We start from the raw sequence: 12,352 nt of genomic DNA, 5'->3' as shown, positions 1-12,352 counted from the left end.
GGCACCGGAGGCATGACCCTCGACGAGCCGTTCACCGAGGTCGGCACCCGGACGGCCGAGGTGCGGGCCGGTGCGCGTTGCCCGCGGAGAGGATCCCCCGCCGGCCGGCGGCCACGTACCCGGACCAGCGGCCGCTGGCCGGTTACCACAGCCCTCCTTCCGAAAGTTTCGGCAACATCTCATTGCCTCTTTCGCCGGCCGAGGTGGCGAACGGCGTACCATCGCCTGGTCTTGCGCTTTAACCTGGCCTTAAAGCCTCGGAGATCAAGTTCGGTATTTCCGCAAGGTTTCCGTAAGTTGTTGACAAGTGCCGGAGCTTCGGGCCACCATCTCGCAATGACGGGCCTCGATGACCGTCATCCCGCCACGCGGACGGCATCCCCCGCCGTGCTCGTGGAGCCGTTCCCCGGCACTTCCCCAGGAGGCGCAGTCATGACCGCAGATCTCCCCCACCCGCCGCGCCGCAGACGCGGCCGCATCCGCCTGTTCGTCGGCGCCGCCTGCGCCACGGTGATGGCCGTCGCCGGCGTCATGGTGGCCGGCGCCGCGCACGCCGAGGCCGACCGGACCGTCAGTTCGAACACGACGGGCACGCACAACGGCTACTACTTCTCGTTCTGGAAGGACAGCGGCAACGCCAGCATGACGCTGCGCGCCGACGGCCGGTATTCCAGCAGCTGGGATCGCAGCACCAACAACTGGGTCGGCGGCAAGGGCTGGGCCACCGGCACCCGTCGCACGGTCACCTACTCGGGCACCTACAACCCGGGCAACAACAACACCTATCTGGCCCTGTACGGCTGGACCCGCAACCCGCTGATCGAGTACTACGTCGTCGAGAACTTCGGTAGTTACAACCCGAGCAGCGGCGCCACCCGGCTCGGCACCGTGACCACCGACGGCGGCACCTACGACATCCTGCGCAGCCAGCGGGTCAACCAGCCGTCGATCGACGGCATCCAGACGTTCTACCAGTACTGGAGCGTCCGCCAGTCGAAGCGCAGCTCCGGCACCATCACCACGGCCAACCACTTCGACGCGTGGGCGCGGGCCGGCCTCAACCTCGGCACCAACCACAGCTACCAGGTGATGGCGACCGAGGGTTACCAGAGCGCCGGCAGCTCGGACATCACCGTCCGGGAGGGCAGCAACCCCGGGCCGACGGTGACGACGAGCGCTCCGCCGAGCGGCAGCAACTGCACCGCCACACTGTCCGCCGGTGAGCAGTTCGGTGACCGGTTCAACCTGAACGTCGCGGTCAGCAACGCCAGCAACTGGACGGTGACGCTCAACCTCAACGGCGGGCAGAGCATCCAGAACAGCTGGAACGCGTCGGTCAGCGGCACCAGCGGGGCGGTGACCGCACGGCCGAACGGCAGCGGCAACAACTTCGGCGTGACCATCATGGCCAACGGCAACTGGACCTGGCCGACGGTCACCTGCCGGACGAGCTGAACACCCTCGTGGCGCGGCGGCTCACCGGTCGCCGCGCCACCGTTCTGAAAGGCTCTCGATGACGATCGCCAAGGCCGCCGTCACCACCGTCCGCAACCCGGTGCTGCCGGGCTTCCACCCGGATCCGTCGATCCTGCGGGTCGGTGCCGACTACTACATCGCCACGTCGACGTTCGAGTGGTACCCCGGCGTGCGGGTGCACCATTCGACCGACCTCGCCGGTTGGCGGCCACTGGGCGGGGTGCTGACCGAGCGGCGGCTGCTCGATCTCACCGGGACGGCGGACTCGTGCGGTGTCTGGGCGCCCAATCTGACGTACGCGCGGGGGCTGTTCCACCTGCTCTACACCGATGTGGCCACGTTCGCCGGCGGCTACTGGGATCCGCAGAACTACCTGGTCACCGCTCCGGGCATGGAGGGGCCGTGGTCGGATCCGGTGGTCCTGCACGGGCGTGGTTTCGACGCGTCGCTCTTTCACGACGACGACGGCACGACCTGGATGCTGTCGATGCGCGCCGATTGGCGGCCCGGACACAACCGCTTCGCGGGAATCTCCCTTCAGCGGTACGACCATCGCGTGCGCCGGCTCGTCGGCCCCGAGCACCTGATCTTCGAGGGCACCGACGCCGGGCTCACCGAGGCGCCGAACATCTACCGCAAGGACGGCTGGTACTACCTGGTCACCGCGGAGGGCGGCACCACACTCACCCACCAGGTCACGGTCGCCCGGTCGCGACGGCTGCTCGGGCCGTACGAGGTGGACCCGGAAGGGCCGATGCTGACGTCCTCCGGGCGACCCGACCTGGAGCTGCAGAAGGCCGGCCACGGCAGCCTGGTGCAGACCCCCGGCGGCGAGTGGTACCTGGCACATCTGGCCGCCCGCCCGTACGCGCCGTCCGGGCGCTGCGTCCTCGGCCGGGAGACCGCCCTGCAGCGGGTCGACTGGCCGTTCAACGGCTGGCCGCGCATCCGGGACGGCGTTCCGGCGGCGGAGTTCCCCGCGCCCGCCGGCGTCACCGCGACCCCACCGCCGGCCGAGCCCGACCTCGACCACTTCGACGCTCCCCGGCTCGGCCCGGACTGGTCGACGCTGCGCCGGCCCGCCACACCGGACTGGGTGGACCTGACCAGCCGGCCGTCGTACCTGCGGATCCGCGGGGGGCAGTCACCGATGGCCCGGCACCGGCCCAGCCTGGTCGCCCGCCGGGTGACCGCGCCGCGCTGCACCTTCGAGGCGACCTGCGAGTTCGTGCCCCGCAACTACCGGCAGCTGGCCGGCATCACGGCGTACTACAACTCCCGCAACTGGTACTACCTGCACGTCACGGCCGACGACGACGGCACACCGGTGCTGGACGTGCTGTGCTGCGACAGCGGCCGGGTCACCGCCGCTCCCGGTCTGCGAACCCCGCTGGACGTACGGCGGGTGGGGTTGCGGGCCCGTCTCGACGGACCCGCCCTGACCTTCGCCTATCAGACGGCACCGGGCTCGTGGCAGGAACTGGGCCGCACCTTCGACGCCACCACACTCTCCGACGAGTACGCCGTGACGCTGGTCCCCGGCGAACCGGAGGCCTGGGGTTTCACCGGCGCGTTCGTCGGCCTGTGGGTCCAGGACCTGGGCGCCGAGGGTGGTTACGCCGACTTCGACGAGGCGGTCTACCGCCTCGACTGACGTTCGTATCATCCGGGTCATGGATGCTCGGGACCGGTTCGCCGAGGCGTTCTCGGGGTGGCGCCCCGACTTCCGTCCCGTGGTGGAGCAGCTGTCCCGGCAGCGGGCCGCCCTGCTGGCGCTGGTCGGGCAGCGGGTCGAGGCCGGCTGGACCGGGCGGGAGCCCCGTGCCCAGCGCTGGTCCCGATCGGTACCGGTCGTGCTCGCCCTCGACGGCGGCGGCCGGCTGGAGATCGCCTGGGACGGCTTCCACCGTCTCTCCCTGACCTGGGGGACCGTCGACGTGGCGGTCTCCCCGACGGGTGTCTTCGGCCGGGAGCACTTCTGGCGGCCCGGCGAGCCCGCGGCCGTGGCGGCGGTCGTCGGCCGGACGGTCACCGGGATCGCCGTCACCGACAAGCCGATCCTGCGGGACTCCCCCGACCTGGACTGGTCGAGCCCCGGCGTGCCGGCCGGCCACGTGTCCCGCTGGTCACCGATCGGCCTGCTGATCGAGTGCGGCCCGGTCGCCCTGCACCACATCGACGACGGCGAGCGGACCTACCTGACCACCGACCCGTCCCCGGAGACGGCGACCCTGTGGGGCCGATCCACCCGCCTGGAGGACTGGCCCCCACCGGGCGCCCCCGCCGGCTGACGCCACGGTCTCAGCGCCGCCGCGGCGCGCCGGTCTCCCACCACTGCGGTACCGGTGGTCCCGGATCAGTGCCGCTGTCGTGCCGGCCGGGTGGAGATCGCACCCGTCCGGCGAGCTTGGCCGGTACGGTCTCGTGGTACTCCGCGACCACCTGACGAGCGGCGTCCCGCTCCCACTTCCCCGGCATCCCGGCGACACCACTCACTCCGCCATCGTGGTCATCCGAGGAGCAGGAGCAGGCTGATCGCGATCATCGCCGCGGCGGTGGCGGCGTGCACGCCGTAGGCAGTCCCCCGCGGGCCTCCGCTGCGCAGCACGATCAGGGCGTCACCGACCGGGATGCCGGCGGCGACCAGCAGAAACCAGCCCAGCAGGGGCGCCGTCCCGCCCGCCATGACGACGAACACGAGGAGCCCCGCGGCGATGTCGCGCACGGCCTTGACGGTGAGCCAGGCCCGGAACACCGGATCGCCGGTCGGTGTGTCCGGAATCCCGAAGCCGGCCGCGGCCCGCGGCGCCCGGAACGCGTTGGCGCCCATGAGCACACAGCCTGCACCGACCAGTCCGGCGAGCACGTAGGCGACGTCGATGATCATGGATGACCCTCCCTGATTGCTAGCAACGCTAGATTCAGTAGCGACGATATAGTGTCGGCGACAGAATCGCTAGCACTGCTAGGATCAGAGCATGTCCGCCATCAGTGAGCGCCGCGAGCGCGAGCGCGCCCACCGTCATCGGCTGATCGTCACGGCCGCCCGGGAGCTCGCCGAGAGCGAGGGCTGGGAGTCGGTCACCACGCGGCGGCTGGCCGAGCGGGTGGAGTACAGCCAGCCGGTGCTGTACAGCCACTTCAACGGCAAGGACGCGATCGTCGGTGCCGTGGCCCTGGACGGGTTCGGCGAGCTCGCCACCGGCCTGCGCCGCGCCCGGGAGGCCGTGCCCGCACCCGGGCGGGCCGCACTGCGGGTCGTCTGCCGCGCCTATCTGGCGTTCGCCACCGAGCGGCCGGCGCTGTACCAGGCCATGTTCATCCTGCCCACCGACCTGGCCTTCGCCAGCACCGAGACGCCGGACTCGATGCAGGACTGCTTCGAGCAGTTCGTCAGCTGCTTCCCGGCGGGCGCCGACCGGCGCGAGATCTCCGCCGAGGTGACCTGGAGCGCCCTGCACGGCATCGTCGTCCTGTCCGAGAGCGGCCGCATCCCGCCGGACGTGCGGGAGGAGCGGCTCGACGTCCTGATCACCCGGATGGCGTGACGGCGCCCCGCCGGGCAGCGGGGCGCCGTGGCGGAAGCGGTCAGCCGACCGGGAGCCAGCCGGAGCAGCCGTACCCGGTCTCGCAGACCCGGAACTCGGTGATGTTGGAGCCGGCCGTCTGGTTGCCGCAGCCACCGGCGGAACCGTTCGCGTCGCCCTTGGTCATCACACCGCCGCCGCTGAGCCGGAACTCGCCGTGCACCCCGTGCCCGTCGTTCTCCATGTCGCAGACCTCGACCCAGCGCTTGTCGCTGCCGACCCCCGCGTAGTTGGATTGATAGCCCTGCCGGGTGTAGGCCCACGCCGGCGTGGTGAGCGCGATGGCGGCGACGATGCCGCCGGCACCGGCCACGATCATTCTGCTGGTTTTCGACATGGCAGAGACCTTCCTCGATGTCCGGGCGCTGATCCGGCCCGGTGACGAGGAGAATTGCGCCATCCCGGCACCATGGCCGTCGAGAGGCCGGGCGGATCGGCTGCGCATCCGCGCAACGGGTGCCGCGTTGCGCACTTGAGCAATCGACCGACGTCACGGGCTGGCGCCGGAGGCCGGGTCCACGGTTGAGTTCACGGTGCTGTCACGGGGGAGGTAGCGGAAGATGACATCGGCGGGGGCTGTGGTCGTACCATCGCTGGGCCGTTGGGGTCTGTCGGCGCATGCCGATCTGACGTATCGAGCACTGACGCTGTCCGGGCCGGGCACGACCGCCACGCTGGCGCGTCATCTCGGTGTCGAGGTGACGCGGATCCGGCGGGCGGTGGACGAGTTGTCCGCCGCCGGCGCGGTCCGGTCGAGTGTGGCGGGACGGTCGCGCACCTGGCACGCCGTCCCCGCCGACCGGGTGTTGTCGGTCCTTCAAGGGCGACGATCCCCCCGGGTGTACGGCGACCGCCTGCGCCAGCACGTCGCGGCGGTGTCCGGCCTGCACCTGGACCGGCTTCCGGCGGCATCGGTGTGCCGCTTGCCGACCAGGGCCGCGGCCCGGCACCGGATCGCCGAACTGGTCGCCGCCGAGCGCTGTGAGCACCTGGCCGTCAACACCGAGGACGTGATCAGCGCGGACGCCGCGGCAACGGCCGCGCCCCTGGACCGGTCGATGCTGTCGCGGGGTGTCCGGCTGCGGATGCTGGGCCTGGCGCCGCTGGACGGGAGCGCCTCCGAGCCGGCGCCGCCCGGGTCGGAGCACCGGGAGGCCACGTCGCTGCCGTTGAAGCTGATGGTCTTCGACCGGCGCGCCGCCCTGTTCCCCGCCGACCCTGCCGATTTCGAGGCCGGGGCGATCCTGCTGACCGACGTCGACGCGGTGGCGCAGCTGACCGCGCTCTTCTACCGACTGTGGGGCACCGCCCGCGACCCCTACCAGCCCGAGGTGGCCGCCATCCTTCTCAGCGCCCGGGAACAGAGCGTCGTCTCCCTGCTCAGCGCCGGCCACAGCGAGGCCGAGATCGCCGTCCGCCTCGGGCTGAGCCGCCGGACGGTCGTCTACACCCTCCGGGCGCTGATGGACCGCCTCGGCGTCGACAACCGCTTCCAGCTCGCCCTGGTCCTCGGCGCCGCTCGCGCGGTCCCGCTGCCGGGCGTCCACCCTCCACAGGAGTCCTGATGCGCAACTCCCACCGCCGCGCGGTCGCCACCGTCGCGGCGCTGACCACCCTGACCACCGCCGCCCTGCCGGCCGCCGCCGCGTCGGCCGCGGCCGTGCCGTGGACCATGGCGCCGTGCGCGACGGCGGCGCTGGACGAGACGACCCTCGACACCAACGGCGGCTGGCTGGTCATGAGCGGCGCGGCCGTCCAGTGCGCCCCGGTGGCCGCCGACGGCGGGGTCCGGCTCGCCGTCTACCCGGCGGGCGCGGCGACCGGCACGGCGGCCGGCTACAACGTCCGGCTCTTCCGGTCCACCGAGCCCGGCGCGACGCGGCCCTTCGGCGCGGCCGTCGCCAAGCCGGTCACCGGCGACTACGGGGTGTGCGTCCTGGCCGGGGCCGAGGAGCGGATCACCTGCGTACGCCTCTTCGTGCTCCGGACCCAGTCGCCGAACCGGCTGAGCGTCACGTGGCAGCCCCTGGATCCGGCCGACCCGCTGGTCGCCAAGCCGGTCGACGCGCGCACGTACACCGGCACGGTGATTCCGCCGGTCAACGGCGACCCCACCGGCGGCGTCTGCGGCACCTGCTTCTGACCCTCCCCGCCCCGGACAGGGGTCATCCAAGGGTCTACATGTTTCGATGATCTCCCCTATTGTTGCGTGGGTTAACAGTCCAATTCGGACCACACGGGGGAAGTCTGTGAAATTCCGGGTACTGAATGCTGCCCTGCGCAGGGCGCGGAGATCAGCGCTGGTGGTGGCGGCCGGCCTGGTGCTGGCACCGCTCGCCGGGGTTCCGGCGTACGCCGCCGATCCGGCCGTTCCCGCCGCCGTCGAGGGTGAGAGCGACTTCGCGGAACTCGGCGAGAGCACCGGCGTGCAGCGGCTGCGGGCGTCGGCCGCGCTCGCGGCGGTGGCCACGCCGCCCACGCCCGTCTTCGGGCCGTCGATCGACGGTTACGCGAGTTACGACGCGCAGGACGAGTGCGACCCGACCGAGAAGCCGGGACCGGTCGAGATGCGGGCGATGCTCAACCGGACGTACGGGTTCAACCGCACCGGCAACATCACCCGGGCCTGCGGCAACGGCGGGACCAGCGAGCACAAGGAGGGCCGCGCCCTCGACTACATGCTGGACGTGAACAGCTCGTCCGAGCGGGCCATCGCCGAGGGTGTGCTCGACTGGCTGCTGGCCACCGACCGGCACGGCAACAAGCACGCCAACGCCCGCCGTCTCGGCATCATGTACCTGATCTGGAACCGGCAGATCTGGTCGTCCTCCAAGGCCGACGAGGGGTGGCGGTCGTACAGCGGCGACAACCCGCACACCGACCACATCCACTTCAGTTTCAGCTGGGCCGGTGCCCGCAAGCAGACCACGTGGTGGACGTCCGGCAGCGTGGCCGGGCCGGTGGCGCCGACGGTCGCCTACGACCAGGGCGACGGCACCATGCGGATGTACCGCTGGCTGTCCGACGGCAACTCCTTCAACCGCACCAGCGACTACGACTCCGGCTCCTTCCGGCTCAGCGCCGTCGGCGACCGGATGGCCTCCGGCGACGTCGACGGTGACGGGCGCGACGACATCGTGATGGCCTACCAGCAGCCCGAGGGCCACTTCTCGTACTACGTGTGGCGCAACGGCAACTCCGCCGCCAGTGTCTGGTACAACAGCGGATCGTTCAGCCTCGCCAACGTCGCCGGACGACTCGTGCTCGACGACTTCAACGGAGACGGCAAAGCCGAACCCGCCGTCGCCTACGACCAGGGCGACGGCACCATGCGCATCTACCGCTGGCTCTCCGACGGCAACTCCTTCAACCGCACCGCCGACTACGACTCCGGCTCCTTCCGGCTCAGCGCCGTCGGCGACCGCATGGCCTCCGGCGACGTCGACGGCGACGGCAAGGCCGACATCGTCATGGCCTACCAGCAGCCCGAAGGCCACTTCTCCTACTACGTCTGGCGCAACGGCAACTCCGCCGCCAGCGTCTGGTACAACAGCGGGCCCTTCGGCCTGACCAACGTCGCCGGACGGCTGGTGCTCGGTAACTGGTAAATCCGGGCGGCCCCCGCCTCACCGGGCGGGGGCCGCACCCGTGATCGCGAACGGCGTGGTCCGGCCCTCGCAGCGCACCTCGTAGTCACCGAGGAACCCGTGCACCACCACCCGCCCGGCCTGATCGGTCCGCACGGTCGTCGGCGGGAGCCACCACTCCCCCTTGACCAGGCCGCGCAACGTCTCGTACGCCGGTTTCGGTGTCCCGTCGGCCCGGACCAGGCCGGCCGGAGCGCCCAGCCAGGCGCCCTCGTCGGTCAGCCCCCAGTAGGTGACCGCCTGCACCGACGGGTGTGCGAGCAGTGTCCGGTAGTGCCGCTCGATCTCCTCGGCCTGCCGAGCCTCCCCCTCGGGCGTGGACGGCCACGACGGCGGCTGGAAGTCGTTGAGGTCGTCGAACTCCGGCGGCATCAGATCGCCGGAGACCAGCGTGGTCTCGGTCATGTGCAGCGGCAGCCCGTAACGGGCGAACCGGTCGAGGACCGCCCGCGTGCGCTCCTCACCCCAGTAACCCTGATGCATGTGGCTCTGCAGGCCGAGCGCGTCGACCCGGATGCCGGCCTCCAGAACCCCTTCGATCAGGCATTCGTACGCCGTGGACATGTCGAAGTCGTTGAGCAGCAGCGTCGCTGACGGATCCGCCGCGCGCGCCTCCTCGAACGCCAGCCGGACCGTGGCGATCCGGCCCCGCTCCCGGGCCAGCCGGGTGATCCCGTTGGGCCGCGGCTCGTTGGCGAACACCGGCATGATCACGACCTCGTTGATCGCGTCCCACGAGTCCACGACGCCGGCGAAACCGGACACCTCACGCTTGATCCGGTCGCGGACCGCCGCCTCGACCTCCCCCACCGGCAGATCGCCCAGCCAGGCCGGGGCGAGCGTGTGCCACACCAGCGGATGACCCTTGACCCGGGCGCCACGACCGGCGAACCACTGCGCGGCCCGTCGCAGCCGATCGGTGTGCGGGCTGCCGCGCTCCGGCTCGAAATCGGACCAGTAGAACGGCAGGGTCGCGGTGTTGAAGACGTCGAACCACAACTCGGCGAGCCGCGCCGGCCGGTCGTCACCGACGAAGTCGAAGCCGATGTTGCCGAACCCGAACGCGTGCGCCCGCTGCTCGACGACGACGTCACGGTCCGCAAGCGGCCGGCCCGCGGCGTCGCAGACGATGACCACGGCCACGCCGCGACGATGACCGAACCGGGCTGCCGTCACGGGGTGCCTCCTGTCGCCGGGGCGGGGCCTCAGCGTAGGAGCCCGTCATCGCGGAAGTCCAGCGTAAATTCCGATGGATCTCCGATAGTTTCGGAACGGCCGGCTCAGCCGACGGCGCGGGACCGCCACACGTACGTCATCGCCTGCGGCACGGTGTCGAAAGCCGGGAGGGCAGTGCCGACGCGGGCGGCGCGCATGACCGAGTGGAAGAACGGTGACGCCGCCGCCAGCACGAGATCGCCGCCGGCGCGGGTGGCCGCCTGACGCGCGGCGAGCAGGACGCCGAGCCCGACCGAGTCGACAGCGTCGGCGCGCCGCAGGTCCACGATGATCCAGGGATGCGCGGCGAGCGCCGACTCCAGCGTCGTCCGCAGCGGGCCGGCGACCGCGAGGTCGACGTCCCCGATGATCCGGACCACGGACGCACCGGCCAGGTTACGCACCACGATCGAGGCGCCGTCCACGACGGAGACCGCACGGTTGCCACTCATGATCCCCAGGTTTACCCGCGCGCCCTGCGTTTATCCCCCAGCCGCGTGACGATCTCGTGACGATTGGTGTGTCCACATCGGCCGCGGCGGTGCCTGCCAGGATGAGCCCATGCGTGTCGATCAGTTCATCGAGAACCTCCGGGCCGACGGCGGGAGCCTGGCCGCGGCGGCGGAGCGGGCCGGCCTCGACGCCCCCGTGCCGACCTGCCCCGGATGGCGGGTCCGGGACCTCCTGCTCCATCTGGGCGGCGTCCACCGGTGGGCGGGTGCCCACGTGACGCGGCGCCGCCGGGAGCCGTTCGGCCCGGACGAGGAAGCCGAGTTCTTCACCACCCCCGCGGACGACCGGCTCCTCGACTGGTTCCGGGACGGACATCAGGACCTGGTCCGGGCACTGTCCGAGGCCGACCCGGCGCTCGACTGCTGGACGTTCCTTCCGGCCGGGTCGCCGCGGGAGTTCTGGGCCCGGCGGCAGGCCCACGAGACCGCCGTCCATCGCGCCGACGCCGAAGCCGCCAGCGGCGGGCATCCCCAGTGGGCGCCGCCGTTCGCGGCCGACGGCATCGACGAGCTGCTCACCGGCTTCTTCGCGCGCCGGCCGCAACGGCTCGCCATCGACCCGCCGCTGAGCATCGCGCTGCACGCCACCGACGCCGGCGCGGCCTGGACCATCCGGATGGAGCCGGACCGGCTGCACGTCGACCGCACCGGGCAGCCGGCCACGCTCCACATCACCGGTACGGCGTCCCGGCTCTACCTGCTGCTATGGAACCGCACCGGCCTCGACGGCCTCGACACCAGCGGCGACGTGCGGGCCTGGGACGCGTGGCGCGACCGGGCGACCGTCACCTGGAGCTGACACGCCGCTCGAAGGTGAATCCGGCAGGCGCGCGGCGGATGTTCAGCCGGCCGGGCCCAGGAGGGGCTCGAGGAGTCCGAGCAACTGTTCGCGCTGCCCGGGGCTCAACCGGTCGAGGGCGGGTGCGAGGGCGGCGCGGAGTTCGGCGTACAGACGCCGGGTCAGGTCGTGGCCGACCGGGGTCAGATAGACCTCGACGACCCGGCCGTCGGACGGGCTCTTCTCCCGGGCCAGCAGACCGCGCCGCTCCGCACGGTCGATCAGGCCGGACATCGTGGACTTGTCGAGACCCAGGTAGGCGGCCAGATCCGTGACGCGCAGACGCCGGTCACGCAGGATGCCGAACACCCGCAGCTGCGTCAGGGACAGATCGTTGGCGGCGCCGATCCGGGTGAGCACGCCCGTCACCTGGAACGTGCAGCGGACGAGGGCGTCGACGAGCACATCCCCGGGGTCCTCAGCGGTCATGCCCCGATCCTAGTTGACATGGTTGGGATTACAAACCATTCTGGAGATAGTTGGTAATACAAACGATCATGCCGGGAGGCCCATCCCATGCACGCCGCAGTCCTCACCGCGTTCGACACCCCGCCGGTCTACCGTGAGCACCCCGAGCCGGTCGCGACCGGCGACGACGAGATGGTGGTGGAGGTTCTCGCCGCCGGTCTGCACCATCTGACACGGGCCAGGGCCACCGGCGCCCACTACAGCGGCACCGGCACGTTCCCGCTGGTGCCCGGGGCCGACGGCGTCGTCCGCGACCCGGCCGGGCGGCTGCGTTACGCGGCCCTCGACGACACGGGTCTCGGGACGTTCGCCGAGCGCACGGTCATCGACGTCCGCCGCAGCGTGCTGCTACCGGAGGGGGTGGACCCGGTCCGGATCGCCGCCGCGATGAACCCCGCGATGTCCTCCTGGGTCGCCCTGCGCCGCCGGATCACGTTCACCCCGGGGCAGCGCGTCCTGGTCATCGGCGCCACCGGCAACGCGGGGCGGATGGCGGTGCAGGTGGCGAAGCTCTTCGGCGCGGCGCACGTGATCGCCGCGGGCCGGGACGCGGAACGGCTGGCCGCACTGCCCGCCCTGGGCGCCGACGAGACGTGCACGCTCGACCGG

14 protein-coding genes and 1 pseudogene are annotated in these 12,352 nt (G+C 71.6%); 9 read left to right on the top strand and 6 right to left on the bottom strand.

What is annotated here, in order from left to right; genetic code table 11:
* Positions 1 to 432: 432 nt before the first annotated feature.
* The 3 genes from ACFO0C_RS35250 to ACFO0C_RS35240 are packed head-to-tail and all read left to right on the top strand — an operon-like array spanning position 433 to position 3,767.
* Positions 433 to 1,455 carry a glycoside hydrolase family 11 protein gene (locus ACFO0C_RS35250; protein WP_378071104.1) on the top strand — a complete coding sequence of 341 codons (1,023 nt, stop codon included), beginning with the start codon at positions 433 to 435 and terminating at the stop codon, positions 1,453 to 1,455.
* A gap of 58 nt (positions 1,456 to 1,513) precedes the next feature.
* Entirely contained in the window at positions 1,514 to 3,130 is a 1,617-nt protein-coding gene (locus tag ACFO0C_RS35245) for a glycoside hydrolase family 43 protein (protein WP_378071103.1), read from the top strand.
* 19 nt (positions 3,131 to 3,149) lie between these two features.
* Positions 3,150 to 3,767, top strand: a complete 618-nt coding sequence (locus tag ACFO0C_RS35240; protein WP_378071102.1) for a hypothetical protein — start codon at positions 3,150 to 3,152, stop codon at positions 3,765 to 3,767.
* Positions 3,768 to 3,777: 10 nt separating this feature from the next.
* Here ACFO0C_RS35240 and ACFO0C_RS35235 read toward each other — a convergent pair whose 3' ends face one another.
* Both ACFO0C_RS35235 and ACFO0C_RS35230 read right to left on the bottom strand, forming a co-directional pair.
* Positions 3,778 to 3,972, bottom strand: a complete 195-nt coding sequence (locus tag ACFO0C_RS35235) for a hypothetical protein (RefSeq protein ID WP_378071101.1) — start codon at positions 3,970 to 3,972, stop codon at positions 3,778 to 3,780.
* A 13-nt stretch (positions 3,973 to 3,985) separates the two neighbouring features.
* On the bottom strand, positions 3,986 to 4,363 hold the full coding sequence (locus ACFO0C_RS35230; protein WP_378071100.1) for a DUF4267 domain-containing protein: 378 nt from the start codon (positions 4,361 to 4,363) through the stop codon (positions 3,986 to 3,988).
* Between the two features lie 91 nt (positions 4,364 to 4,454).
* Between ACFO0C_RS35230 and ACFO0C_RS35225 the strand changes: the two genes are divergently transcribed.
* On the top strand, positions 4,455 to 5,024 hold the full coding sequence (locus tag ACFO0C_RS35225; RefSeq protein ID WP_378071099.1) for a TetR/AcrR family transcriptional regulator: 570 nt from the start codon (positions 4,455 to 4,457) through the stop codon (positions 5,022 to 5,024).
* Between the two features lie 40 nt (positions 5,025 to 5,064).
* On the opposite strand, the gene ACFO0C_RS35220 is transcribed toward ACFO0C_RS35225, so the two are convergent.
* Complete coding sequence (locus ACFO0C_RS35220) at positions 5,065 to 5,400, bottom strand: hypothetical protein (RefSeq protein WP_378071098.1); 336 nt, start codon at positions 5,398 to 5,400, stop codon at positions 5,065 to 5,067.
* A gap of 223 nt (positions 5,401 to 5,623) precedes the next feature.
* Here ACFO0C_RS35220 and ACFO0C_RS35215 point away from each other — a divergent pair, with 223 nt between their 5' ends.
* The 3 genes from ACFO0C_RS35215 (at position 5,624) to ACFO0C_RS35205 (ending at position 8,671) form a co-directional block, all read left to right on the top strand.
* Entirely contained in the window at positions 5,624 to 6,628 is a 1,005-nt protein-coding gene (locus ACFO0C_RS35215) for a helix-turn-helix transcriptional regulator (protein ID WP_378071097.1), read from the top strand.
* A complete protein-coding gene (locus ACFO0C_RS35210; protein ID WP_378071096.1) occupies positions 6,628 to 7,206 on the top strand; it encodes a hypothetical protein in 579 nt (192 codons plus the stop codon). The genes ACFO0C_RS35215 and ACFO0C_RS35210 overlap by 1 nt, the downstream gene beginning before the upstream one ends.
* 106 nt (positions 7,207 to 7,312) lie before the next feature.
* Positions 7,313 to 8,671, top strand: a complete 1,359-nt coding sequence (locus ACFO0C_RS35205; RefSeq protein WP_378071095.1) for an FG-GAP repeat domain-containing protein — start codon at positions 7,313 to 7,315, stop codon at positions 8,669 to 8,671.
* An 18-nt stretch (positions 8,672 to 8,689) separates the two neighbouring features.
* Here the strand turns inward: ACFO0C_RS35205 and ACFO0C_RS35200 are convergent, their stop codons facing one another.
* Together ACFO0C_RS35200 and ACFO0C_RS35195 are read right to left on the bottom strand one after the other, a co-directional pair.
* Positions 8,690 to 9,853, bottom strand: coding sequence for an endo-1,4-beta-xylanase (locus tag ACFO0C_RS35200; RefSeq protein ID WP_378071094.1), 1,164 nt, complete (start codon positions 9,851 to 9,853; stop codon positions 8,690 to 8,692).
* A 137-nt stretch (positions 9,854 to 9,990) separates the two neighbouring features.
* On the bottom strand, positions 9,991 to 10,377 hold the full coding sequence (locus ACFO0C_RS35195) for an STAS domain-containing protein (protein WP_378071093.1): 387 nt from the start codon (positions 10,375 to 10,377) through the stop codon (positions 9,991 to 9,993).
* 109 nt (positions 10,378 to 10,486) lie between these two features.
* Here ACFO0C_RS35195 and ACFO0C_RS35190 point away from each other — a divergent pair, with 109 nt between their 5' ends.
* The gene (locus ACFO0C_RS35190) at positions 10,487 to 11,236 is read left to right on the top strand and encodes a maleylpyruvate isomerase family mycothiol-dependent enzyme (RefSeq protein WP_378071092.1); all 750 of its coding nucleotides are present in this window, start codon (positions 10,487 to 10,489) and stop codon (positions 11,234 to 11,236) included.
* A 42-nt stretch (positions 11,237 to 11,278) separates the two neighbouring features.
* Here the strand turns inward: ACFO0C_RS35190 and ACFO0C_RS35185 are convergent, their stop codons facing one another.
* Entirely contained in the window at positions 11,279 to 11,704 is a 426-nt protein-coding gene (locus ACFO0C_RS35185; RefSeq protein WP_378071091.1) for a MarR family winged helix-turn-helix transcriptional regulator, read from the bottom strand.
* 87 nt (positions 11,705 to 11,791) lie between these two features.
* Between ACFO0C_RS35185 and ACFO0C_RS35180 the strand changes: the two are divergent.
* A pseudogene (locus ACFO0C_RS35180) lies at positions 11,792 to 12,352 on the top strand (quinone oxidoreductase family protein); the annotation flags it as partial.

The organism is Actinoplanes subglobosus, from assembly GCF_042650585.1.
In the GTDB taxonomy this organism is placed as follows: Bacteria; Actinomycetota; Actinomycetes; order Mycobacteriales; family Micromonosporaceae; genus Actinoplanes; species Actinoplanes subglobosus.
The sequence above is the reverse complement of the archived record's forward strand: the minus strand, read 5'-3'. Positions and strand labels throughout refer to the sequence as shown.